This window comes from Pseudomonas sp. Z5-35 (assembly GCF_051131945.1).
In the GTDB taxonomy this organism is placed as follows: domain Bacteria; phylum Pseudomonadota; class Gammaproteobacteria; order Pseudomonadales; family Pseudomonadaceae; genus Aquipseudomonas; species Aquipseudomonas marvdashtae.
In genome coordinates, this window is the sequence record NZ_CP071640.1 from 3,120,030 (window position 1) to 3,143,390 (window position 23,361).

Annotated in this window: 15 protein-coding genes; 6 read left to right on the forward strand and 9 right to left on the reverse strand. The window is 61.6% G+C overall.

Annotation, left to right across the window (positions count from 1 at the left end):
- Positions 1 to 119 precede the first annotated feature (119 nt).
- Genes J3P95_RS14220 through J3P95_RS14230 form a run of 3 tightly spaced genes read left to right on the forward strand, consistent with a single transcriptional unit; the run spans position 120 to position 5,601 of the window.
- Positions 120 to 1,364 (forward strand): exonuclease SbcCD subunit D C-terminal domain-containing protein, encoded by a 1,245-nt coding sequence (locus J3P95_RS14220; RefSeq protein ID WP_434557458.1) that lies wholly within the window; start codon positions 120 to 122, stop codon positions 1,362 to 1,364.
- Positions 1,361 to 5,002, forward strand: a complete 3,642-nt coding sequence (locus J3P95_RS14225; protein ID WP_434580864.1) for an AAA family ATPase — start codon at positions 1,361 to 1,363, stop codon at positions 5,000 to 5,002. Before J3P95_RS14220 ends, J3P95_RS14225 begins: the two co-directional genes overlap by 4 nt.
- On the forward strand, positions 4,999 to 5,601 hold the full coding sequence (locus tag J3P95_RS14230) for a glutathione S-transferase (protein ID WP_434580863.1): 603 nt from the start codon (positions 4,999 to 5,001) through the stop codon (positions 5,599 to 5,601). Before J3P95_RS14225 ends, J3P95_RS14230 begins: the two co-directional genes overlap by 4 nt.
- 32 nt (positions 5,602 to 5,633) lie before the next feature.
- On the opposite strand, the gene J3P95_RS14235 is transcribed toward J3P95_RS14230, so the two are convergent.
- From J3P95_RS14235 to J3P95_RS14265, 7 genes are all read right to left on the reverse strand, one after another.
- Positions 5,634 to 5,759: a hypothetical protein gene (locus J3P95_RS14235; protein WP_256207078.1), complete on the reverse strand. Its 126-nt coding sequence runs from the start codon at positions 5,757 to 5,759 to the stop codon at positions 5,634 to 5,636.
- A 169-nt stretch (positions 5,760 to 5,928) separates the two neighbouring features.
- Positions 5,929 to 6,108, reverse strand: coding sequence for a hypothetical protein (locus J3P95_RS14240; protein WP_434557461.1), 180 nt, complete (start codon positions 6,106 to 6,108; stop codon positions 5,929 to 5,931).
- Positions 6,109 to 6,264: 156 nt separating this feature from the next.
- Complete coding sequence (locus J3P95_RS14245) at positions 6,265 to 7,440, reverse strand: lactonase family protein (RefSeq protein ID WP_434557462.1); 1,176 nt, start codon at positions 7,438 to 7,440, stop codon at positions 6,265 to 6,267.
- Positions 7,427 to 7,723, reverse strand: a complete 297-nt coding sequence (locus J3P95_RS14250) for a DUF5629 family protein (RefSeq protein ID WP_434557463.1) — start codon at positions 7,721 to 7,723, stop codon at positions 7,427 to 7,429. The genes J3P95_RS14245 and J3P95_RS14250 overlap by 14 nt, the downstream gene beginning before the upstream one ends.
- 202 nt (positions 7,724 to 7,925) lie before the next feature.
- Positions 7,926 to 9,506, reverse strand: a complete 1,581-nt coding sequence (locus J3P95_RS14255) for an aldehyde dehydrogenase (NADP(+)) (protein WP_434580861.1) — start codon at positions 9,504 to 9,506, stop codon at positions 7,926 to 7,928.
- Positions 9,507 to 9,519: 13 nt separating this feature from the next.
- A complete protein-coding gene (gene araD1 / locus J3P95_RS14260; RefSeq protein ID WP_434580859.1) occupies positions 9,520 to 10,512 on the reverse strand; it encodes an AraD1 family protein in 993 nt (330 codons plus the stop codon).
- A 220-nt stretch (positions 10,513 to 10,732) separates the two neighbouring features.
- The gene (locus J3P95_RS14265) at positions 10,733 to 12,055 is read right to left on the reverse strand and encodes an MFS transporter (RefSeq protein ID WP_434580857.1); all 1,323 of its coding nucleotides are present in this window, start codon (positions 12,053 to 12,055) and stop codon (positions 10,733 to 10,735) included.
- 193 nt (positions 12,056 to 12,248) lie between these two features.
- On the opposite strand from J3P95_RS14265, the gene J3P95_RS14270 reads away from it, so the two are divergent.
- The 3 genes from J3P95_RS14270 to J3P95_RS14280 all read left to right on the forward strand — a co-directional run bounded on the left by J3P95_RS14270 (position 12,249) and on the right by J3P95_RS14280 (position 19,654).
- Positions 12,249 to 13,985 carry an IlvD/Edd family dehydratase gene (locus tag J3P95_RS14270; protein ID WP_434580855.1) on the forward strand — a complete coding sequence of 579 codons (1,737 nt, stop codon included), beginning with the start codon at positions 12,249 to 12,251 and terminating at the stop codon, positions 13,983 to 13,985.
- 105 nt (positions 13,986 to 14,090) lie between these two features.
- Positions 14,091 to 14,810, forward strand: a complete 720-nt coding sequence (locus J3P95_RS14275) for a FadR/GntR family transcriptional regulator (RefSeq protein WP_434557468.1) — start codon at positions 14,091 to 14,093, stop codon at positions 14,808 to 14,810.
- A gap of 140 nt (positions 14,811 to 14,950) precedes the next feature.
- The gene (locus tag J3P95_RS14280; protein WP_434580853.1) at positions 14,951 to 19,654 is read left to right on the forward strand and encodes a dermonecrotic toxin domain-containing protein; all 4,704 of its coding nucleotides are present in this window, start codon (positions 14,951 to 14,953) and stop codon (positions 19,652 to 19,654) included.
- 84 nt (positions 19,655 to 19,738) lie between these two features.
- Here J3P95_RS14280 and J3P95_RS14285 read toward each other — a convergent pair whose 3' ends face one another.
- Entirely contained in the window at positions 19,739 to 22,114 is a 2,376-nt protein-coding gene (locus tag J3P95_RS14285) for an efflux RND transporter permease subunit (RefSeq protein ID WP_434580851.1), read from the reverse strand.
- A 43-nt stretch (positions 22,115 to 22,157) separates the two neighbouring features.
- Positions 22,158 to 23,210 (reverse strand): WD40/YVTN/BNR-like repeat-containing protein, encoded by a 1,053-nt coding sequence (locus tag J3P95_RS14290; protein ID WP_434580849.1) that lies wholly within the window; start codon positions 23,208 to 23,210, stop codon positions 22,158 to 22,160.
- Positions 23,211 to 23,361 lie beyond the last annotated feature (151 nt).

The window sequence follows — 23,361 nt, forward strand, 5'->3', positions numbered from 1 at the left end:
AAGCAGGCGTTAGACGATCCAGGGAAGTTGACCAAGTCCCCAATGCCATTTCCCAGTAAACTCTGCATTTTTGCGCCGCCTCTCTTCCCGCGGCCATCCTCTGTTTTCTGGAGTCTGCCTTGCGTCTGTTTCACACCTCCGATTGGCACCTTGGACAAAACCTCCACGGCCAGGAACGCGACTTCGAACACGCCTGTTTCCTCGATTGGCTGCTGCGCCAACTGGCCAGCGAAAAACCTGACGTACTGCTGATCGCCGGCGATATCTTCGACACCGTCAACCCGCCGGTCAAAGCCCAGGAGCGGCTGTACGATTTCATCGTCAGTGCCCACGAACAACACCCCAGCCTGACCATCGTCATGATCGCCGGCAACCACGACTCCGGCTCGCGTATCGAACTGCCGGCGCCGTTGATGCGGCGCTTGCGCACCCATGCCCTGGGCCGGGTGCTGTGGCTGGACGATGGGCAGCTGGACGTCGAGCGCCTGCTGCTGCCGTTGCCCGACGCCAAGGGCAAGGTCAAGGCCTGGTGCCTCGCCCTGCCATTCCTGCGCCCAGCGGAAGTGACCGGCGCGCAACTGGGCGACGATTACTTGCGCGGCATCGGCCAGGTCCATGAGTGGCTGATCGCCGCCGCCAACGCCAAACGCAAGAAGGGCCAGGCGTTGATCGCCGTCAGCCATGCGCACATGGCGGGGGGCTCGGTCTCGGAAGACTCCGAGCGCAGCCTGATCATCGGCAACGCCGAGGCCCTGCCCGCCAGTCTTTTCGGCCCAAGCATCAGCTACGTCGCCCTCGGTCACTTGCACAAGCCACAGAAGGTCAACGGCGAAGAACGCATCCGCTACAGCGGCTCGCCAATCCCGTTGTCGTTTTCCGAGATTGGCTACCGGCACCAGATCCTCGACGTCACGCTGGATGGCGAAACCCTGGTGAACGTCGAACCGCGGCTGATTCCCCGCGCCGTCAACCTGCAACGCCTGGGCCCTGCAACCCTGGCCGATATTGTTGTGCAGCTCAAGGAATTGCCGGACATCGACTTGTTGGCCGACACCCAGCGCCAGCCCTGGTTGGAAGTACGGGTGCGCCTCGACGAGCCGCAACCGGATCTGCGCCATCAAGTGGAAACCGCCCTGCAAGGCAAAGCCGTACGGTTGGTGCGTATCGCCGCCGAGTACGCCGGCAGCGGCGCGGCTGGCGCCGCCGGGGACAATGCCGCGCTGGTCGACCTTGACCAGCTCAGCCCGCAGCAATTGTTCAGCCGCGCCTGGCTGGACACCTACGGCAACGAAGTCGACGAACAGACCCTCAAGGATTTTGCTGTGTTGCTGCAAGACGTGCAGACGGAGAGTGAGCAGCCATGAAAATTCTCGCGATCCGCCTGAAGAACCTCGCCTCGCTGGCAGGGCCTTTTGAAATCGACTTCACCGCAGAGCCATTGGCCAGCGCCGGCCTGTTTGCCATCACCGGCCCCACCGGCGCGGGCAAGAGCACGCTGCTCGATGCCTTGTGCCTGGCGTTGTTCGGCGCCGTGCCGCGCCTGAGCAACACCGGGCGCGATGCCAAGGTGCCAGACGCCGATGGCGAAATCGCCACGGGCGACCCACGCACGCTGTTGCGCCGTGGCACCGGTGACGGTTACGCCGAAGTGGATTTTCGCGGCATCGACGGCCGCCGCTACCGGGCCCGATGGGAGGCCAATCGCGCCCGGGAAAAGGCCGGCGGCAAGTTGCAGGCAAGCCGCCAGAGCCTGCGGGACCTGGACAACGATCAATTGCTGGCAAGCCAGAAAGGTGAATACAAAACCCAACTCGAAGCCGCCCTGGGCCTGAACTTCGAACAGTTCACCCGTGCCGTGCTGCTGGCCCAGAGCGAGTTCAGCGCCTTTCTCAAGGCTGACGACAACGACCGCAGCGAACTGCTGGAAAAGCTCACCGACACCGCCCTGTATACCCGCCTCGGCCGCCGCGCGTTCGACAAGGCCAAGCAGGCCAAGGAAACCCACAAGCAGCTCCAGGACCAGGCGACCGGCGTCACACCGCTGCCCCCCGAAACCCGGGCTGAGCTGGACCAGCGTTTCAACGAAGCCCAGCTGCTGCTCAAGACCCAACAGACGCAACTCAAGCAACTGGAGCAGCAGCACACCTGGCTCAAGGACTTGCGCCAGCTGCAGGACGAACAGGCCAGCGCCGCCGAACAACTGCAACAGGCCCAGGTCGATTGGGATGGGCTGGCGGACGAACGCCTGAAATTGACACGCCTGGACCAACTGGCGCCGCAGCGGCATCAGTTCCTCCGTCAAGCGGAGCTCACGCGCCAACTTGAGCCGCTAGCCGTCAGGATCCAACAACTGACCCAGCAACAAGTGGAGCTGCACGAGCAACAGGCCGAACTGGAGAAGCGCCTCGGCGTCGCGCAATTGGCCCTGGTCGCTGCCCGCCAGCAGAGCACCGATAACGCGCCGCTGCTGCGCCAGGCCTTCGATGAGCAAAGCAGCCTCGAACGACTGGCCACGGACGCCGGCCAACGCGCCGAGCACTTGCAACAGGCCCAACAGGCTAGCGCCGACGGCCAGCGCACGATTGAGTCCTTGCTGGCGCAGCAACGGCAGGTTGCCGAGCGCCTGCAACGGATCGCTGGCGAGCTCGAACAAAGCACCGATCTTGCACCGCTGGGCGATGCCTGGGGCGCCTACCGCGATCGCCTGCAACAGCTGATGCTGATCGGAAATCGACTGAACAAAGGTCAAGAGGAGCTTGCGCTCCTGGAACACAGCGCCGCTCGCGCCACCGAGAACCTGGCGACCCGCCGACAGGATCTCGAAGTGCTCTACAAGGAGGCCGACGCCGAGCCGGACGCCGTGGCCGAACAGATCCAACTGCTCGGCACCCTGCTCCAAGACAACCGCAAGCAACTGCGCGCATTCGAAGAATTGACCCGTCTGTGGGCCAGTCAGCAGGCGCTGGACAAGCGCACGGCCGACCTTGAACAGCGCCAGCGACAGGCGTTGCAGGAGCGTGACCGGCTGGTGCGTGAAGGTGGAGAAGCCAAGGCCGAACTGACCCTCGCCACACAGACGCTCGCCGTCACCCGCGACCTGCTGGAACGCCAACGCCTGGCCCGCAGCGAAAGCGTCGAGCAACTGCGCGAGCAACTACAGGACGATCAACCTTGCCCGGTCTGTGGTAGCGTCGAACACCCTTATCATCAGCCCGAAGCGCTGCTGGAAAGTCTCGGGCGATTCGACGCAAGCGAACAGGCCAACGCCCAGAAGGCTGTCGACCTGCTCAATGAAAAAGTCATTGACCTGCGGGCGCGGTACAGCGGCGTCATCGCCCAGCTCAAGGAGTTCAAGCAGCAGCAGGAGCAACTGGCGGACCAGCAACAGAGCCTCGCGCCAAGCGTCGAAGCCCACCCGTTGTCGGCGCAACTGCTGGCCCAGGACGCGGATAAGCGCGACGCCTGGCTGGACCAGCAAAACAGTCAATTGAACCTGCGTATCAGCCAGGACGAACAACGCCAGGGCGCCCTGCTCACCCTGCAACAGGACGCCACACGCCTGGCCCAGCAGTTGCGCGATGCCGAGACGGCAAGCCAGCAGGCGTCACTGCACCTGAACAATCAGCAACAGGAGCTGGCCCGGGATCGCCAGCGCCTTGAGGATGAACTGGGTCATTTCAGCGCCTTGCTGCCGGCGGACACCTTGCAGGCACTGCGCACCGAGCCCGCCGCGACCTTTATGCAGCTCGACCAGCAGATCAGCCAGCGCCTGGCGCAGTTGGACCAGCAACGCGAAGAACTCGCCGAACAGCTTCAGCGCCAGCAGTCCCTGGAAAAAGAGCAGGACCGCCAGCAGGTTCGCCTGCAGCAGGTGGAATCGGCGCAACAGCAGTTCAATGCCCTGGCCGGACAGCAACAGGCCTGCCAACAAAAACTCGTCCAGTTGCTGGGTGAACACACCAGCGCCGAACAATGGCAGCAGCAACTCGACCAGGCCCTGGAACAGGCCCGCAATGCCGAGGCCACGGCCAATCAACAATTGCAAGATCTGCGCAACAGCCTTGTGCAGCTGGCTGCCGAGCTCCAGGCCCGGCATGAACAGGCGCAATCGGTGGAGGCCGAACAGCAGGCGTTGAATACCCGCATCGCGCAATGGCGCGCCTCCCATCCAGAATTGGACAACGCAGCGCTTGACGCCCTGCTCGGCCTCGACGAGCAGCAGGTCGGTCAACTGCGGCAACGGCTGCTCAACAGCGACAAAGCCATCGAGCAAGCCCGCGTGCTGCTTACCGAACGCGAACAGCGCTTGCAAAATCATCAGGCCCAACACAACGGCAATCTGGCGCCTGAGCAACTGACCCAAGCCTTGGCCGAACTGCAGGACCAATCCGCCGCCAGCGAGCAACGCTGCGCCGAGTTGCGGGCCGAGCAGGCCGAGGACCAACGTCGACAAAACGCCAACCAGGCCCTGGCCCAGCAGATCGAACAGGCCTACGCCGAGTACCAGCGCTGGGCACGCCTGGACGCGTTGATCGGTTCGGCCACCGGCGACCGTTTCCGCAAACTGGCCCAGGCTTACAACCTCGACCTGCTGGTGCATCACGCCAATACCCAGTTGCGGCAATTGGTCCGGCGCTACCGGCTCAAGCGTGGCGGCAGCATGCTCGGGCTACTGGTGATGGACACGGAGATGGGCGACGAGCTGCGCTCGGTGCATTCTTTGTCCGGTGGCGAAACCTTCCTGGTTTCCCTGGCGCTGGCACTGGGCCTGGCCTCGATGGCGTCCAGCACCCTGAGAATCGAATCGCTGTTCATCGACGAAGGTTTCGGCAGCCTCGACCCCGAATCGCTGCAACTGGCCATGGACGCCCTCGACGGCTTGCAGGCCCAAGGGCGCAAAGTCGCGGTCATTTCCCACGTGCAGGAAATGCATGAACGGATCCCGGTGCAGATCCAGGTCCGACGCCAGGGCAACGGGCTGAGCACGGTGGAAGTGAAATGAGCCGCGCCACGCTGTATTCCTTCCGCCGTTGCCCCTATGCCATGCGAGCTCGCATCGCATTGCGCTACAGCAATGTCGCGCTGGACCTGATCGAAGTCAGCCTCAAGGCCAAGCCGCCCGAGATGCTGGCGCTGTCCAGCAAAGGCACGGTGCCGGTGCTGGCAGTCGACGACCAGGTAATCGATGAAAGCCTGGAAATCATGCAATGGGCCTTGGTCCAGCACGATCCGCAAGACTGGCGTCTACGGGACGATCCCCAGGGCCAGGCGTTGACGGCGGCGTTGATCGAGGAAAACGACCAGGTATTCAAGCTCCACTTGAACCGCTACAAATACCCGGAGCGGCATCCCGAATACCCGAAGGAACATTACCGCAGCGAAGGGGAAATTTTCCTGCGTAAACTGGAAGGACTGCTTGAAACCCGTCCGTTCCTGGCGGCGGCGCATCAGAGCCTGGCCGACGTGGCCGTGATGCCGTTCATACGCCAGTTCGCTCATGTTGATCGCGACTGGTTTGCCCAGGCGCCCTATCCGCGGCTACAGGACTGGTTGCAGAGATTCCTGGATTCCGAGCTGTTCGTGGCGATCATGGCCAAGTAGCTGCTTGCACACAGCCCTTGTTGCCTGGCCGCTCAGTCGCTCAGCAAACTCAACAACCGCTCACGAGCCACTTCCAGCTCACCTGGAACCGGCTGGGCTGCCGAGACAATCGGCGTGGAATAGAGAAACAGCAACATCACTGCAAGACGCATCGCCATGGTGTCGATCCTTATTGGTAAGGAGTCAATTAACTAGCGTCAAATTTAACCACATGGCCAAGTGATATCACAATAGGGTTTTTACCCAGACGCACGAAGCCTGCGATCTTTTCTCTCTTTAGCACGCCGTAGGAGATGAAAAGATCGCAGGCTTCAGTTGCAGCGAGATTCAGTGCTGGATCTTGTGGTCCAGCGCCGCGTAGAAATTGGCGCTCTGTTGCAGGTATTTTTCGGTGTAGCTTTGGGTACGGTTTTTCTTGTCGCTGATCTCAATGCTGGCACTGGCCGGCAAGGCCACGGTGGCGGAAATAGCGGAAGCGGCGATCACGGAGAAAAGATTCAGATTCATGGCGGTAGTCCTCGGATTCAGTTAGCTGATTTGCCCGTTGGGGCCGTGAAGCAAACTTACGCGCCGAGGCGTCTCGTCTTGAAATGCTTTGTAATACTAGCGACTATCAGTCTCGTTGATACAGCGGCGAAGGCCCCATAGAACGGGGCCTTCGGGTTATTGACGAACCATGAACTTCAGATCGCTTGGCGCATCCATTGCCAGCTTCTGCACGGTTCTACCCAGCAGACCGGTGTTCGGATCTCGCTCGATGACGACGATCTGGTTGCTCTTCTGATTGGCCACCAGGACAAATTTTCCAGTCGGGTCGAGGCTGAATTCCCGAGGATGGTCGCCCTCGACTGAACGCCGCTGTAGCTCCTTCAGCGTGCCAGCCGCCGGGTCGATGGCGAACACCAGCAGTTCGTTGGTGGTGCCCCGATTGCTGACGTACAGGAACTTGCCATCTTTGGAGGCATGCAGCGCCGCCACTGCCCTGCCCGGCTGGGGTTTATCCGCCGCCAGGTCGACAAGCTGGCGCTGGCTCAGGCGGCCATCCGCGTAGTCGAAAACGGCGACCTGGGCGGTCATCTCCATGGTCAGCCAAGCATGTTTCTCGTCACTGCTGAACAACAGGTGACGCGGCCCGCTGCCCGGCGGCAACTGCACGAATGCCGGGTCGGCGGGTGTCAGTGGCAGCTCGGGATTGGCCTTGGGGTCGTAGCGGTAGACGAACACCTTGTCCGCCCCCAGGTCATTGGCGAACACGTACTTGCCGTCTGGCGAAGGCACCGCCGAATGCACATGGCCGGACTTCTGCCGCTCAGGGTTGACCCGACTTGGCTGATGACTGCCCGACTGCACCACCGGAGCCAGCTTGCCGTCTTGCCCCACTGGCAGCACGACCAAGGTGCCGCCCGGGTTTTCCAGCACGGAATAATTGCTGACCAGCAAATGCTGGCCATCGAGGCTCAGACTGGAATGGGTTGGCTCGTTGCCCAGGCTTTGTACCTGATTGAGCAGGCTCAGCTCATGGGTCTTGGGGTCAATGGCGTAGCTGCTGACCTTGCCCACCGGATCCTTCTGACCCGGGCCGTTTTCGTTGACCACGAACAACCGGGTCATGTCCTTGGAAAGGGTCAGCCAGGACGGGTTGTCCGTCTTGATCACTTGCAGCGGCTTGGCGTCGAGCTGTCCGGTGCGGCTGTCGAACTGCATGCGGTAGATGCCCTGGCTCTGGTCCGCCGTGTAGGAGCCGACCAGCAATTGATAATGTTCGGCGGTGTCTGCCTGGACGCCCATGGCGCCCACGCTGCCGGCCATCAACAATGGCCAGAAACTACGCATTTTCATCTTCTTGGTCCTCGTCGTCGTGGCCGCTGGTGGCTTCCACGCATTCCAGGTGATGGTCGCCCGAGTCGCTGGTGATGATCCAATGCTTCAGGGCTTTGTCGAAGGTCGCGGCCTGCATCTGCGCAGGTGTAAAACGCCAGTGCTCAAGGGTGCGGCCATTCATGCACTCAACGTGCAACTGGTCTTGCTCGTCGAGGGAAAAATCGAACGCGTGCAGCCCGTCGATGATCAGCATGTCGCAATTTTCGAGGGCGTGCAGCAGGGTGTCGGTCGGGGCAGTCATAGCGATCAGTCAGTCATTGGAAAGGCGGCATGATAACCCAATGTCGGACCGGGCCTGGGCCCATAAGGTTCGAAAACCCTGCCACCGGCACAATCGCCAACGCAAACAGGCCCGCCCCACAATCCGAAAGCATCCGAATGGTGGGAGCGGGCCTGCCTGGATACGCGACAGCCCTATCAAAGCTCAATGGACTGCCTAATCCTCAGAGCGCCTCGCGCCCCGGTACGCCATCCACCAGCCGCTGAATGCCCAGCGGGTTGGCGTTTTTCAGCGGCTCCGGCAAGAGGTTGTCGGGGTAATTCTGGAAGCATACCGGCCGCAGGAAACGATCGATCGCCAAGGTGCCGACCGACGTGCCACGGGCATCGGATGTCGCCGGGTAAGGCCCGCCGTGAACCATCGAGTCGCAGACCTCGACGCCGGTTGGATAACCGTTGAGCAGGATGCGACCGACCTTCTGTTCCAGCAGCGGCGTCAGTTCGCCGAACTGTTCGAAGTCCGCCGGCTCGCCGATTATCGTGGCGGTCAATTGTCCGTGCAGGCCGTTCAGCGCAGCGGTCAGTTGCGCCTGGTCCGCCACCTCGACAAACACCGTGGTCGGGCCGAAGACTTCTTCCTGCAATGCCTCGTCGCCGTTGATCAGCAGGCTGGCGTCAGCCTTGAACAACTGCGGCTGGGCCTGGTTGCCTTGCTGTTCGCCACCCGCCAGATGTTCGATGCCGGAATGAGCCAACAGCTTCTGCAAGCCTTTGCCGTAGCTTTGCAGCGTGCCGGCATTGAGCATGGTTTGCGGTGCCTGGTCGTTGATCAGCGCAGCCACTTGCTGGGTGAAGGCGGTGAACTGTGGCGACCGAATGCCGATCACCAGACCAGGATTGGTGCAGAACTGGCCGCAGCCTTGCACCACCGAGGCGGTCAGGTCGCGAGCGATGCTTTCGGCGCGGGCCTCCAGCGCTTTTGGCAAGACGATCACCGGGTTGATGCTCGACATCTCGGCGAACACCGGGATCGGTTGGGGCCGCGCGGCCGCCATGTCGCACAGGGCGCGCCCGCCCTTGAGGGAACCGGTGAAGCCGACGGCCTGGATCGCCGGATGCTTGACCAGCCATTCGCCGACGCCACCGCCGTAGATCATGTTGAACACACCGGCAGGCATTGAGGTTTTCTCAGCGGCGCGGATGATCGCATCGGCCACGTGTTCGGCCGTGGCCATGTGACCGCTGTGGGCCTTGAACACCACCGGGCAACCGGCGGCCAGCGCGGCGGCGGTGTCACCGCCAGCGGTGGAGAATGCCAGCGGGAAGTTGCTGGCGCCAAACACCGCCACCGGGCCGAGGCCGATGCGGTACTGGCGCAGGTCCGGACGCGGCAGCGGCGTACGCTCAGGCAACGCGCGGTCAATGCGCGCGCCGTAGAAATCGCCACGGCGCAAAACTTTGGCAAACAGGCGCATCTGCCCGCTGGTGCGCCCGCGTTCGCCCTGGATCCGTGCGGCTGGCAAGGCAGTTTCACGACAGACCACGGCGACGAACTCATCGCCCAGGGCGTCCAGCTCATCGGCAATCGCGTCGAGAAACTCGGCCCGACGCGCCGCGCTCAGGCTGCGATAAGCAGGATAAGCCGCTGCCGCGGCCTTGGCGGCAGCGTCGACTTCTTCTGCCGTGGCCTGGAAGAATTCATGGGGCAAGGCCTCGCCGGTATTGGCGTCGAAGCTTTGCACGCGAGTCTGGCCGGCCGCGCTGCGCGTCCCGCCGATGTAGTTGTGGCCAAGGATCTGGTTCATCGCAAGTCTCCTTTTAAAGTGTGCCGATAGTACCTGGGTTGAACACCGCGTCTACCGGAGTAATGCCGTTGATCAGCGGTGCGCCGAATTCGGCCTGGCTGATTTCGAACACATCCCCCGGCTGGGTGCGGATGCCGTCGGCGAACGACAGGGTCGCGGTGCCGAAGAAGTGAACGTGCACGTCCCCCGGGCGTAGGAACTGACTGTACTTGAAGTGATGGAACTCCAGGTTTTCGAGGCTGTGACACATGTTCGCCTCGCCGCTGAGGAATTCGTTCTGCCACAACACTTCGCCGTTGCGCAGGATACGACTGGTCCCGGACAGATGTTGAGGCAGTTCTCCCACGCGAAGTTCCGGGCCGTAGCTGCAACTGCGCAATTTCGAGTGAGCCAGGTACAGGTAATTCTTGCGTTCCATCACATGGTCGGAAAACTCGTTGCCCACGGCAAAGCCCAGGCGATACGGCTTGCCGTCGTGGCCGATGACGTACAGGCCGCTGATTTCCGGCTCTTCGCCGGCGTCTTCGGCGAACGGCGGCAACGGGAACGGATGGCCCGGACGGACGACGATACTGCCGTCGCCCTTGTAGAACCATTCCGGTTGCACGCCGGCCTGCCCGGCCGCCGGTTTGCCGCCCTCCACGCCCCATTTGAAGATGCGCATGGTGTCGGTCATCGCACTTTCGTCACCGGCCTGCTGGTGCATCTTGTCCCGGGCCGAAGCGCTGCCCAGGTGAGTCAGACCGGTCCCGCTGACCAGCAAGTGCGCCGGGTCTGGATGATCCAGCGGTGGCAGGATGCGCAATTCACCGAGCAACTGCGCATAGTCATGAGTCGCCCCCAGGCCCAGGCCACTGACCTGCTGCTCAAGCTTCACGCCCGCTTCGATGGCGGCCAGCGCCAGCTCCCGCACAGTACCGGCGCCCTGCACTTCACGCACCTGATCGCCATCGACGACACCGACGCGGCGCTCGCCGTTACTCAATTCGAACTGAACTAAACGCATGGGCTTTCTCCCTGTAAACAAAAACATGAATATGAACGCCGACTTACTTTGCAGGCTTTTTGTGGCGAGGGAGCTTGCTCCCGCTGGGGGCAAAGCCCCCCACCTCCAGGCGCCGAGTTCATTCAGACGAAACACATCGCCCATATTGCGACTGCTGCGCAGTCGAGCGGGAGCAAGCTCCCTCGCCACAAAAGCTCTTCCATAATTGATCGCAGTGACCTCAGCTACGCGTCGCCCCACGGGCACTGGCGGCGAACTGATCGGCCGGCAACACGTGCTTGCGCTCCAGCAGGCGGTACACCACGCCGGTCAACACCAGGCCAAAGACCATCACACACGAGAGGAAATACAGCCCAGACGCCAGATTGCCGGTGTACTCCTTCAGCGCACCGATCACGAACGGTCCGATGTAACCGCCCAGGTTGCCCACCGAGTTGATCAGCGCAATGCCCGCCGCCGCGCTGGCGCCGGCAAAGAAACGCCCGGGCAAAGTCCAGAACACCGCCGTGCAGGAGAACAGCGCAAACGCCACCAGGCACAACGCCGCCAATTGCAGCACCGGCACCGTCAGCCAGGCACTGAGGAACAGGCCGATGGCGCCCAGCACATACAGCACCGCCAAATGGCCGTAGCGGTCGTTCAAGCGGTCGGAACTGCGGGGAATGATCAACAGCCCGATGATGCCGAAGATGTACGGCACCGAGGACACGAATCCGGTCACCAGGTCCGTACCACCGAACTGTTTGATCAGCGTCGGCAGCCACAGGCCCAGGCCGTAGATGCTCAGGGTCACCGGCAGATAGAACAGCGCCAGCAGCAAGACACGCTTGTCTTTGAGCGCATGCAGCGGATTGCCATGGCGGGTCTGGCCGTATTCCTCCAGGTCCTTTTTCAGCTCACCGGTCAGCCAATCCTTCTCGCTCTGATCCATCCATTTGACCTGGTGCGGTCCGTCCGGCAGGTAACGCAGCACCGGCCAGGTCAACAGCACCGCCGGCAGGCCGATGACAATGAACAGCCACTGCCAGCCATGCAGGCCGAGGATGCCGTCCATGCCCAGCAAGCCACCGGACACGGGGCCGGTGATCATCATCGCGATGGGTTGGGAAAGAATGAACAGGCCAAGGATCTTGCCGCGATGGCGCACTGGGAACCATTGGGTGATGTAATACAGCACGCCCGGGAAGAACCCGGCCTCGGCCGCACCCAGCAAAAAGCGCATCACATAGAAGCTGTGGGGACCCTGCACAAAGGCCATGCCGATGGTGATGGCGCCCCAGGTGAGCATGATCCGGGCGAACCAGCGCCGGGCACCGAAGCGCTCCAGCATCAGGTTGCTAGGAATCTCCAGCAGGAAGTAACCGATGAAAAACAGCCCTGCACCCAGGCCGTAGGCGGCGTCGCCAATACCGATGTCGGCGCCCATGTGCAGCTTGGCGAAGCCCACGGCGGAGCGGTCCACGTAGGCAATCAGGTACAGCAGGATCAGGAAGGGAATCAGTTTCAGCGTGATGCGACGAATAAGCCGCAATTCCTGGCTCATGGGACCGGTCTCCGATTGTTGTTGTTATAGAAGCTCGGGGGATTTCTCTGGCGAATGACCGCCAGGACAACCCCTCCGTTGAACCGGACTATATAGTAATACTATTTGAGCAACAACACTTCCAAACCGCGCAAATTGCGCTTATGTTACGCTTCAGCTAGAACAATATAGTCATACAATAAGAGAATCGATCATGTCTGATAAGAAACCCTCCCTGCGCTCGGCCCAATGGTTTGGCACCGCCGACAAGAACGGCTTCATGTACCGCAGCTGGATGAAAAATCAGGGCATCGCCGACCATCAGTTTCACGGCAAGCCGATCATCGGTATCTGCAACACCTGGTCGGAGCTGACACCGTGCAACGCGCATTTCCGGCAGATCGCCGAACACGTCAAGCGCGGCGTGATCGAAGCCGGAGGCTTCCCGGTGGAATTCCCGGTGTTTTCCAATGGCGAATCGAACCTGCGCCCCACCGCCATGCTGACCCGCAACCTGGCGAGCATGGACGTGGAAGAGGCCATTCGCGGCAACCCGATTGACGGCGTGGTGCTGCTCACCGGTTGCGACAAAACCACCCCCGCGCTGTTGATGGGCGCCGCCAGCTGCGACGTGCCTGCCATCGTCGTCACCGGCGGACCGATGCTCAACGGCAAGCACAAGGGCCAGGACATCGGCTCGGGCACCGTGGTCTGGCAACTGAGCGAACAGGTCAAGGCCGGCACCATCACCATCGACGACTTTCTTGCGGCCGAGGGCGGCATGTCCCGCTCGGCCGGCACTTGCAACACCATGGGCACGGCCTCGACCATGGCCTGCATGGCCGAAGCCCTCGGCACGTCCCTGCCCCACAACGCCGCCATTCCAGCAGTGGACGCGCGCCGTTACGTGCTCGCCCACATGTCCGGCATGCGCGCCGTGGAAATGGTCCGTGAAGACCTCAAGCTGTCGAAGATCCTGACCAAGGAAGCTTTCGAAAACGCCATCCGCGTCAACGCCGCGATTGGCGGTTCGACCAACGCGGTGATCCATCTCAAGGCCATTGCCGGACGCATCGGCGTACAGCTGGACCTGGACGACTGGACTCGCATCGGTCGTGGCATGCCGACCATCGTCGACCTGCAACCGTCCGGGCGCTTCCTGATGGAAGAGTTCTACTACGCCGGCGGTTTGCCTGCCGTGTTGCGCCGCCTCGGTGAAGCCAACCTGATTCCGCACCCGAACGCCTTGACCGTCAACGGCAAGAGCCTGGGGGAAAACACCAAGGACGCGCCAATCTACGGCCAGGACGAAGTCATCCGAACCCTGGACAATCCGATCCGCGCCGACGGCGGGATTTGCGTACTGCGCGGTAACCTGGCGCCACTGGGCGCAGTGCTCAAGCCGTCCGCCGCCACCGCCGAACTGATGCAGCATCGCGGTCGTGCGGTGGTGTTCGAGAACTTCGACGAATACAAGGCGCGGATCAACGATCCGGAACTGGACGTCGACGCCGACTCGATCCTGGTCATGAAGAACTGCGGGCCGAAGGGTTATCCGGGCATGGCCGAAGTCGGCAACATGGGCTTGCCGGCCAAGCTGCTGGCCCAAGGCGTGACGGACATGGTGCGGATTTCCGATGCGCGCATGAGCGGCACCGCCTACGGCACCGTCGTGCTGCATGTGGCACCGGAAGCGGCGGCCGGCGGACCTTTGGCCGCCGTGAAAGAAGGCGACTGGATCGAACTCGATTGCGCCAGCGGCCGCCTGCACCTGGACATCCCGGACGCCGAACTCGCCGCGCGCCTGGCCGACCTGCCACCGCGGCAGAACCTGTTACTGGGCGGTTATCGCCAGCTGTACATCGACCACGTCCTGCAAGCGGACCAGGGCTGTGACTTCGACTTCCTGGTGGGCTGTCGTGGGGCCGAGGTGCCACGCCACTCTCACTGATCCACTCGCCACAAGTCACTCAAGCCCAAGGGTTTAGCCTGATGAATACCCGCCGCGCCTGCTATCATGCGCGGCACCCCCTCGTACAGGATCGCGCCGCGTCCCATGGATTACCGCAAACCCTCCGACCGCAAAAGCATGCATGCGCGCATCGTCCAGGAACTGGGCATGCAGATCGTCTCCGGGCGCTTCAAGCCCGACGACAAACTGCCGGCCGAAGCCTTGCTGTGCGAAGAGTATGCGGTCAGTCGCCCGGTGCTGCGCGAAGCCACGCGAGTGCTGGTCGCCAAGGGCCTGGTGTATTCGCGACCGCGCGTGGGCACGGTGGTCAAGCCGCGTCGGGAGTGGCACATGCTCGATCCCGATGTGCTGCATTGGCTGATGCAAAGCAGCCCGCAAAATGAGTTTTTCAACCTGCTGACCAGCGTGCGCAGCATCATCGAGCCGGCCGCCGCCGCCCTCGCCGCCCAGTTCGCCACCGATGAAGACATCGCTGCCATCCACGAAGCCTACCAGCGCATGGACGCGGCCCCGACTCCCGAGGCGCTGCTGCAACCAGACCTGGATTTCCACAGTCGCATCGCCGACGCCACCCACAACGACCTGCTCGCCAACTTGTGCAACATGCTGTCGGTGGCCATCGCCGAAGCGCTCAAGCATTCCAACCAGCGGCCCAACCTGCATGAGCTGGCGATGCCACGACACAAGGCGATTCTCACCGCCATCGAGAACCGCGACGCACTCGGCGCTCGCCATGCCACGCTGGTGCAGCTGGACGATGCCCGCAGCGCGCTGAATGTGGTGCTCGGCAACGACCCGGCCTGACACGTCCCTGGCTCCAACGCCACCTGCCACACGCCGCACTTGACCGGGTGGTATGTATGTACCACCCGCACGGAACAGAGAAGTCGATACTTTTCCCGCCGTCATTCCGACGGCCACGGAATTTAGGAAAAGGACTTCTCATGACCGCCCTCCCCACGGCCGATACCGCCGCCGCATTGGCGCAAAGGGTCAGCCTGCAGTTCGCCGGCCGCCCGACCTTCGAACAGGTCGTCCAACGCATGCTTGTGCAAGCCGTCAAGGAAAACTACCCCACCCTGGCCATTGACCTCTCCAAGACCCAGCTGGCAACACCGAATGAAGCTGGCAAAAGCTGGGTCGCCCGGCCGTTCATGGCCCTGGTGCTCGATTACCTCGCCCTCGGTACGCCCGTGGATTTTTCGTCGCGCGCAGGCCTCGACGCCTATCTCTCCGATACATTCCCCAAACGTCTTCGGCCAGAGGCTGGGCATAACCTGGACATCAAGGTCATCGAGAAATGCGTGCTCGAGCTGCCCTGGATCGTCGCAGCCGGATTCGAACAAGCCCTGACGCATTACTGGAACACCGACATCGAAACCACCACGCCAACGGGACTGAACGCTGGGACCAGCCGATGGCAGTGGCTCGGCGATACACTGCGCAATCTTCTGCACCTGCGCGGGCTGCAACAGCCCCGCCTCACTGAACCGGCGCGCGATGCCCTGGAGCAGATCGTCCGCTGGCCCGACCGCGATCAGCGTTTCCGACACAACGTCCCGCCCGTCTATGCCTACAGCCTGGAAAGTACCCTCACCCAAGGCACCCGCAACACGGTATTGCCCAGCACTGACCTGCTGCTGCTTCATTACACTCAGTATGGGCTCGTCATTTTGCTTTGCAGCCCGGGGAGTACCGTCCAATCCTTCGATTCGATGGAGGCCTTCAACCAGCATTGGCGCGAACGGATCGCTAGCCAATATGTCGTCGACACGGTCACCCTCCAGCGCTACGAGATCGGCGGCAATGCTTTTGATACCCAGGCCGGATTGATGCTGGAGCAGCAACTGGCCGCCGTCAGCGCGGTCCGACTGCCGTCCCGGATCGGTCTCCAGCCGTTGAATGATCTCTACAACGAGTTGACCGATCCCGCCCGGGATCTGCGCGATACTCCGCGCCTGCTGCCAGAAACGTCGGAGCGACTTGAGCCACTGTTGCCTGACTGGCTAAAAAAGGCCTCGGTTGTCGACCAAACGAAATTCCAGCATCACGCCCTGGCGCTGGCTGGGGCCAAAAGACGCAACGACGGCCAGACCTATCTCAGCGACATCCAGGACATCAAGCGTTTCACCGCCAGCGCCCTGCTCGACCAGATGGGGCAAATGAACGACAGCCATTCTGACAAGGCCCAGTCCAGCCGTTACAACCCCGACGATGTGGTGCTCGACTTCACCGTGTCGGCAGGATATCCGGGCACCGTAGGCATCAGCGAAAAGAGGCAAATGAGCCTGACGGAGTTGGCCATCAAAAACCTCGTCGCCCGGCCCAGCGGCAACTTGAAGCTCAGCCATCGCCAGGGGCTCACCCTGCCGTCGTGGCTGACAGCGGATTTCATTACCCGCAAGGATGGGTTGGTCGAGCAGGTTGATATCGGCACGACGTATCCGCGTTACCTGCAACAAAAACTTTTCGACGATCTGCCCCAGGCGCAGCGTCGCCAGGGGCTGTTTGCCGAACAGATCCCCGCGCAGCTGGTGCTCGAAGCATTGAAGCAGGTGTTGAACAGCGAGAACGGCATGACGCGACCAGGCTTGGGCCTGGTCGAAGCACTCTTGCACCTCGACGCGCAGAATCAACAAATCAATGGGCAGCGCGTAGTCGTCCGCCACTTGGCGTTCTTGCGCAAGGCCCAGGCGAAACCCGACATCGTTGCCAACATGTTCATTATCGAGGCCGAGGCCGTGCACACTGGCCCGCACCTGCTGTATCGGCCTTTTTACTCGCCTTCCTTACAGCAATTCCCGACACGGGCGGCGTTGCTGCAAGCCGTCGTCGAACCTGGAGACCTGCAAGACAGCGTGCTGACTTGGATGTCTGACGCTGCGCGGACGGTGTACGCCAACGGAGGTTTCCAGGAACCGCACATCGTGCGTTTTTTCCAGGGCGACGAGTTCAGCGTCCCCGAGAAGCCGGCCCCGGCGACGATCGCTGTAGACGAGGGCAGCGAGGAGCTGCGGCAATTGCTGCATAACGGCAAGCTGACGCAATACCTCTACGGTTGCAACGCCCGGGCTCTGATCGCCCAGGCCGACCGGCAGTCGGTGTCCAACAGTGAAAGCCGCTGGGCAGTACTGCTCGAAGGCGGCAATTTGTTGTTCAACGCAGTGCTGGTGCCCTTTCTGCGTGGGCCGGTCATGGCCGTCGCCTGGCTGTGGAACCTGATGGCCAGCGCCAGTCAGGATATCCCGGCCCTGAGTGGCGAGGATCCGATGGCGCGAGAGCTCGCCGCCGTTGATTTGCTGCTCAATCTGGTCATGCTGGCGAGTCAATTTCCGTCCATCAGTGCCCCGGCCCGCACTGTCGTACCTCAAGCGCTGAAGCAACAGGCAATGGATGCTCCCGCCCCGCGCGCCATCCCTGAACAATGGCCCGCGCCAACCGCGCCCAGCCTTCAGGAAGGCTACGTGGCCCTGCCGGAACTGACCCACGCCGACAACACCACCCTGGACTTCAGCTTCGCCAGTGCCCGTCGTGGTCTGACATTGGCACAACGCGCCGAGTTGCTGCGCTTGCAGGCACCGCACCCGGCGTTACTACCCGAGCCGGTCAGGAGCGGGCCACACGCGGGCCTGTATGTGATTGATCACCAGTGGCATGCCCTGGTCGAGAACAGGCTGTATCGAGTCAGCCCGGAATCGGACGGCAGCGCGACGATTATCGACCCAATGGATCAGTCTCGAAGTGGCCCGGTGCTCAGATTGAATCGTGAAGGCCAATGGGCCATGGATCTGGGCTTGCGCCTGCGAGGAGGCATGCCCGGCAATCGGGTAATGGAACAGCGTCGCCTCAATGCCGAAAAAAAAGCTCGACTGATTCGTGAGTTGAGAGAGTTCACCGGGCAACAAGCCATTCGGCAACAAGCCGTGGACACCGCTCAAGCGGTGATGGAAAGGGTGCAGGAAGGTGCGACTTATACCGCTGAGCAGCGCGCGGCAAGACGCAAGGTGCTCTACGACCTGCTTAACGAGCAGATCGATCTCTGCGAAAAGATACTGGATAACGGCCCTGACTATGCCCGGCTCAATATAGAGCCGCCTCCGGGAACCTACCCCGCCTTGATGGAAAACGTGGTCAACGATGCCCGCAAGGCTTACGTAGTCATTGAAATGGACCTGCAAGCCCTGCTTGCCACCTATCCAGAATTTACCCGGCCAGGGTTTGAACTGGTGGAAGCCGCGCTCACCAATATTCAAGGTTACGAGCGATACCTCATCGCCTTGAGCGACATCAACGATCGTGCAATCCAATCTCTGGAGCTCACGGACAGATACCTGGAAAAGCTGTTGAACCTGGATGCCACGGGTGAACAGGCATTCAGACGCTTGACCCACGGCCGGTTGCCCAATGAAAGGAGCGCACTGGCGACCAAAGCCCTGCAATTGCCAACCCTCACATCGTTGGCTCTGAAACTCAACGATCACGGCTTGTCCGCAAGCCTGACCAACATCATCGAACCCTTGATAAAACAGGTTCGTTCGCATTCCGACCTGCGCCTGTACGACCTGGCCGCGTCGGAGCACCTGGAAGTGCTTGAGACCCTGACCGAGCAGTACGGCAAAGCGCTCGATGGCTTGCAAGGTCTTAAAGCCCTCAACTCCACTGACGTTCACGAAGCCTATTTCGACAGGTTGTTCAAGCTGGTCGAAGGCCTTTACCTGGACGCATCCAGTCGCCTGGCAGACCAAATAAAACCTGAGCCGAAACCGCGAAAACGCCCCCCGAAACGCCCGAAGGCATCAGCGGGACGCCCGCTAAAAAAAGTAATCAAGACGCGCCACAGTGGTGTCCTGATTGGCGACCTGAAGCCGGCGGGCACCGCCTCGCCAATAGACGTGGTCGAGCTGCGTTCCGAAGTCGACAACGAATTGCTCGCCACCTATTCGCAGCATGAAGACGCGTGGGATGTCGTGGAAGAACAGCGCCCTGCCCCCGCGCCCAGGACAAGGTCGCTCCGGGCGATCAAGAGCGAGGCACGCACAGCGCTCGATCGACTGCCGGAACGCCTGCGCAAAGCCGAAGATTACAAGAAGCGTTGCCGTCATCCTCAGGAAATCGAGGAGATCATGAGCAATGAGGCCGCTCGCTTTCGCCAACTGTCCGAAGAGCTCGATCGCGCCTTCGCCGCCTCTCAAACTCCGGCAACCGCGGCAGAACTCAGGCTATCCAGCCAACTGACGGATGCCGTGACCCGCCTGACCGCCAAGGGCATAGAGCTGCGTACCGAGCTGAGCCTGCAACTGCCGCCCACCGACGGCAACCTGCAATACCTGTTCGACAAGAACCTGATACAGGTCGCGCGGCTTGGCGAACGCAAGGCGCTGACAGGTACGCGCAAGGACTTTCTCCAGGAGTACGCCATCAACGACCGCAAAGGATTTCCCATCTGGTACGCACATTTTCACTATGACGCGGCCGAGAAGCCGAAAGCCGACTACAGCGTCGCGCACTTGAAGACCAAGGAACAACGCAAGGAGCACTATTACTCGCTGCTGGCCAAGGCCGACAACCCTTATGCGGTCGTGGACGTGCATCGCGGACGATTAGGCAAGCCCTTGGCGCAGAGCAAGTTCTTGCCCTTAGCCGACTGATCGGGTCAAAACAACAAGCCGCAGCCCTGGGCTGCGGCTTGTGCCGATCACTTGAAAAATGTGCCGAACATTCCCCGCCGTCACTCAATGGGCAAACAACGAATTACCCTTCTGCCCCGCCAGCTTCTCAGGCTTGATCAGGAACCGCGCCAGCGCCGGCAACAGCCACAGCGCGCCGAACATGTTCCACAGCAGCATGAACGTCAGCATCAAGCCCATGTCGGCCTGGAACTTGATGGCCGAGAAAATCCAGGTGCACACGCCGATCGCCAGGCACAGCCCGGTGAACAATACGGCTTTGCCCGTGGACTTCAGCGTCTGGTAGTAGGCCTCCTGCAACGGCAAGCCGGCCCGCAGGAAACTTTCCAAACGGCTGTAGATGTAGATGCCGTAGTCCACGCCAATCCCCACGCCGAGCGCCACCACCGGCAAGGTCGCGACCTTCACGCCAATGCCCATGAACGCCATCAGCGCATTGCCCAGCACCGAGGTCAGCACCAGCGGCAGCACAATGCACAGCGTCGCCGCCCAGGAACGGAAGGTGATCATGCACATGGTCGCCACACAGATGTACACCAGGATCAGGATGGTCAGTTCTGACTCCTTGATCACTTCGTTGGTGGCCGCCTCAATGCCGGCGTTACCGGCGGCAAGGATGAACTCCAGCCCATCGCGGTTGTTGTCCTTGGCAAAGTCCTGCACCGCCTTCACGGCGCGGTCCAGGGTCTCGGCCTTGTGGTCATTAAGGAACACCAGCACCGGTGCCAGGGAGCAGCTGTTGTTGTACAAGCCATCGGCCCGGGCAATGGAGTTGTTCAGCACGTCCGGGTTGCGCGACAGGGTTTCCCATTTCAGGCTACCCTCGTTCATGCCCTTGATCATTTGCTTGGACACAGTGACCAGGGAAATGGCCGACTGCACGCCCTCGGTGTTCTGCATCTTCCACATCAGCTCGTCGATAGGCGCCATGGCCTCGTAGCGCGAGCAGCCCTCGGCCTTGGTCTTGACCATCACCACCAGCACATCGGAACTGGTGGAATAGTTGCTGATGATGAAATTGTTGTCCTGGTTGTAACGCGAATCCGGACGCAGTTCCGGCGCGCCCTGGTCAAGGTCGCCGATCTTCAGGTTTTGGCTGTACCAGAGGCCGCCGCCGAAGGCGAGCACGGCCAGGGCAATCGACACCGGCGCAACTTTGGCGCTGGCGAAGTTCGACAGCAGGCGCCAGAACGGATGCTCCCGGGTCGCGTCTTTCTTGCTGCGCTCAACGGCACGCTTGCTGATGCCGACGTAGGAAATCGCCACCGGCAGCAGGATCAGGTTGGTGAACACGATCACCGCCACGCCGATGGACGCGCCGATGGCCAGTTCGCGGATCACGCCGATGTCGATGATCAACAGGGTAATGAAGCCGACGGCATCGGCCAGGATCGCGATCATCCCCGGCAGGAACAATTGGCGGAAGGTGCGCCGTGCGGCGGTCAGGGCGTTGTCCGCCTCGCTGGATTGCAAGGCGATGCCGTTGATTTTCTGCACGCCGTGGGAAATGCCGATGGCGAAGATCAGGAACGGCACCAGCATCGAATACGGATCCAGGCCGAAACCGGCCGCGTGCATCAACCCCAACTGCCAGACCACGGCCACCAGCGTTGTGCTCAACACCGCGACGGTGCTGCGCATGCAGTGGGTGAACCAGTACAGCAGGATCAGGGTAATGACGAAGGCGACGCCGAAGAACAGCACCACCATGACCAGGCCGTCGATCAGGTCGCCGACCTTTTTCGCGAAGCCGACGATGTGAATCTGCACATTCGGATTCTGGGCTTCGAACTTGTTGCGGATCTTGTCTTCAAGCTCGTGGGAAAACTTGCGGTAGTCCAAGGCGAGCAATTTGCCCTGGTCCTGCGGGTCCGGGTAGGACTCCAGCAGCGGGATATCGATGATGCTCGACTTGAAATCGTTGGCGACAAGACGCCCCACCTGGCCGGACTTGAGCACGTTGTTGCGCAGAAGATCGAGGCTTTCGGCCGAGCCGTTATAACTCTGCGGAATCACCTCGCCACCGGCGAAGCCCTCTTCCGTCACTTCGGTCCAGCGCACGCTGGGGCTCCACAGTGACTTCAGGCCGGAGCGATCGACGCCCGAGATGTAGAACACTTCGTCGTGGATCTGGCGCAGCGTCTCCATGTAGTCCTTGGAAAAGATATCGCCGTCGGTGGCCTCCACGGAAATCCGCACCGTGTTGCCCAGGTTCGCCAGGTCATTGCGGTGCTCGAGCATCTTCTCGATGAAGGGGTGCTGGAGGGGGATCATTTTTTCGAAACTGGTGGACGGCCGGATCAGCGTGGCCTGCCAGAACAGGAAAATGCTGACCAGCAGGCAAATGATGATCACTGCCGGGCGGTTGTTGAAAATAAGGCGTTCGAGGAACGTCGCCTTGTCTTGGTGATGACTGCTCATGGGGTCCGCCTTCTTGTTATTGTGCCCGTCTGACAGGCCCGGCTCATTTGCTCAATTCGGCGCCCGAGGGCGTGGTGGTGCGAACGCCGCCCTGTCCCGCCAGGATCAGGTTGCCGTTGCCCGCCGCCGTGACCGCCGCCACCGAAATACGGTCAGGGCGGTTGAACACGCTGAAGGTCACGCCGTCATCGGTGCTGCGCACCACGCTGCCGCCGTTGCCGACGATCACGATCGAGCCGTCCGCCAGAAGCGTGCTTCCCGACAAACCGAACTCCAACGCGCCACGGGCGGCCTTGAGTTCGACCTGCTCCCAGGTATCGCCGAAATCGGTAGAACGGTAGAGGTTGCCGCGCAGGCCATAGGCCAACAGTGTCGAAGGCTGGGCGGTGCCAATCACGCCAAACAGCGAGCCCTCATACGGGCCTTCGAGCTTTTCCCAGGTCTGCCCCCAGTCGGGAGATCGGAACATGCTGCCGGCTTCGCCGACGATGAACAGCCCGGCGTCTTTCACGGCGGTCAAGGCGTTGAGGTGGAATTGGTCTTCGTTATCGAGGCGGTCGCTGGCGTCGGCCCAGTGCTTGCCGCCATCGGTGGTTTCGTACAACGCACCGTAGGCGCCCACCGCAAGACCATGGCTGGCGTCCTTGAACCAGACGTCCAGCAACGGCGCTTCGCGGGTGAGGTCTTCGAATTGTTTGGCCCAGGTGGCGCCGCCGTCCTCGCTGGCGAGGATCTGCGCGTCATGCCCGACGGCCCAGCCGTGTTTGTCGTCGACGAAAAACACCGCGGTAAGCAGTTGGCGAGTCGGCACCTTGGCCTGGGACCAGGTCTTGCCCTGGTCATCGGAATAAACGATATGCCCACGGTCGCCGACTGCCACCAGGCGCGGCCCGGCATGAACCACATCGAGCATCAGGGTTTTGCTGGCCTTGGCCGAATCGACGGAGTAGATAACATCGGACGTCGATGCCGCGACCGCCAGCACCGGTGCCGACAAGACGGCAGAGCCCAGCAGCGAGAGTACCGAGGCCAGCAACGCCACTCGGCGCAGCAACGGCGGCCGGCAGCGGCCCACAGCCATGACAGGCTCATTCATAGACCTTTCCCCCATTATTATTGTTATGGCGTAGTACGTTGCCAGTCTTGGAGCATAGCCCTGAAACCTGCAATCTAGAGCCACTTCGCAAGCTGACCTATCGTATCGGGCTTTCGAAAGGTCTGACAATCGACGCCACGTTATCTTTTGT